Source organism: Neisseria sp. P0021.S007, from assembly GCF_051956855.1.
This window is the reverse complement of the sequence record NZ_JBQCXA010000022.1, coordinates 1-2,120: the sequence shown is the minus strand read 5'-3', so window position 1 is coordinate 2,120 and position 2,120 is coordinate 1. Positions and strand designations below refer to the sequence as shown.

General features: G+C 45.9%; 3 protein-coding genes. All 3 read right to left on the bottom strand.

The window, feature by feature from the left end; genetic code table 11:
- Positions 1-186 (bottom strand): hypothetical protein (locus ACTHUR_RS10670; RefSeq protein WP_440398561.1); only part of this gene is annotated, 186 nt, incomplete at its 3' end.
- 11 nt (positions 187-197) lie between these two features.
- Positions 198-1,706 (bottom strand): AIPR family protein, encoded by a 1,509-nt coding sequence (locus tag ACTHUR_RS10665; protein ID WP_225905462.1) that lies wholly within the window; start codon positions 1,704-1,706, stop codon positions 198-200.
- A 245-nt stretch (positions 1,707-1,951) separates the two neighbouring features.
- Positions 1,952-2,120, bottom strand: a 169-nt coding sequence (locus tag ACTHUR_RS10660) for a hypothetical protein (RefSeq protein ID WP_440398562.1), incomplete at its 5' end; no start/stop codon positions are given.

Genomic DNA, 2,120 nt, shown 5'->3' with positions numbered 1-2,120 from the left:
GATTGAATGTGATGGATTAAAAAAAAGAAAAAGGCCGTCTGAAAAGCAACAAACACCGTCATTCCCGCGCAGGCGGGAATGGCGGCGGATGGGTTTGGGGCGGGGGAAAGGTTTCAGGCTGACTTGGGAAGGGCAGCCTGAAAATGGGGAGGCCGTCTGAAAGACGGATTCAGACGGCCTCCCCATTGGTTAGTCGGTTACTTCAAGTAATTAATTAAATCTCCACGTCTAAACGTGGCGGCAAGTTGTTGTAAAGAAATTTCTGAGCTATCGTTGTAAAGTGCAGCAAGTGCCTGCCGGATGTCCTGTATTGCTGCTTGAAGGTAAGCTTCGCCCTTTTCATCCAGCCGTGCCTGCAAAGAAACGAAATTTTGATGATTAACCAAATCAAATGATGCCAATCCTGAATCTGCAAGAAGTTTCCTGCCAATCTGCATGGCAATAAAACAGGAAGCATAACGGACAAAGTCGGGATCATTTTCCTGCGGGCGTTTTCTTCTGTTCTCTGCCATACGGTAAATCAATACGGACAATACCGCCTGCGCCCCGTTCAAATTATCGAAAATTTCGCCATACAATTTACCAAAATGCTCCTTGGTGAAAAATTTCGCCTGCTGGGGTTTTTCTTTGACAACCGAAAGTACCGCTTCGGCAACCGTGCCTGATGTAATATCGTTTTTTCCTGCTTCCTGGCTACGCTTGCGTCGGTAGGTGTAACCCAACTCTGCAATCGATATCTCCAAACGCTGCTGCTGGGGATCGTTGGCTCTCAAATCCTTCAAATCCACAGGATTTTGGCTGTTGGTGGCATGGGTGATTTTCATAACCAAATCGTTTTGCTCTTTTGGCAGCTCGTAGATGCGCACCAACACGCTGGCATTGTCCGAAATATCGGAAAAATCTGCTATTGCGTTCATCAGGGTCATGGATGTCTGACCGCCGTTTACAATCTGCAAATCCGTAACATTGACCTGGTAATCGGATGTCTGCAAGGCATTATAGGAAAAACTTCTGCATATCAAAGTCAGCCCGTTATTGTAAAAATAGAAATTATCCGGCTCGTGTTGCAGGGTTCTTTGGATATCCTGATTAACGCGGTTTCCTGTCAAACCGAGATAACGGCGGATATTCCTTTCCAGTAGTTTTTCGCCATGCTGTCTCATTAATTGGGCAATTTCTTTAACAGGAATCCGCCCGATACAGACGCGGCTGAAATTCATATCTTCAATTACTGCTTTGCCTTTCAGCCGCAATACGGCATCGACAGGTTTTGTGCGGCTACGGATAGCCAGCAGGGTTTCATGGTTGGCATACTCCCATGACACTTGGGATACAGATTGAAATTCGCGGTCAATATCGGTTTGCGCTTCCCGGTTCCATTTCAGCCCGTTGTTGCAGGCGATAACCCGAATCTGCGGTATCTGCCCGTCCCGAATACGTGAGCGGATATCTTCGACTTTGGCTTTCAAGCGCATATTGATGCCGCCCAAATCGGCAGCCGGATTAAACAGATATTGAACGGCCTTGATTAATTTTTCTATGCCGGTTTGTGGGAAATTTTTATTTCCGTCCAAACTCTTGGCGTATTTTGACTGGATAAGGACAACGGAAAATTCCCCATCGTTTTCTTCATCTATATAAACAGCATCCGTTCCAAAATCTCCGCCTCCGTCAACCAGACAATCCAAGGCTGTTTCTTCATCCAAATCCAAAATGTCTTTGATACAGATAAAAGTAAACAGGGCGGATTTGAGTTTGTCCGTGTCATTTGGGTTGATGTTCAAAATTTGGCATACTTCATCTTTGGTTTCCTGCGGAATACCTAAAAGCTGTTGGTCTAAAATAGAAGCAGCGATATCCATGATAGTCTCCGTACATTTTTGAATTTTTAAAATATGAAAGCTGTGTTTCGGCCTGAAAACCACTCCACCGTTTTCAGGCTGCCTTCCAATCACCCTCTCAACTTCGCCAATTGCCCTTCCACTTTCCCCATCTTATCCATCAACTCAGCCAATTCCGCCTTATCCTTCTCCACCAGATGTGCGGGGGCTTTGTCCACATAGCCGGGTTTGGAGAGTTTGGCATTGAGTTTGTCCAAGGCTTTTTGCAGCTTCTCGGCT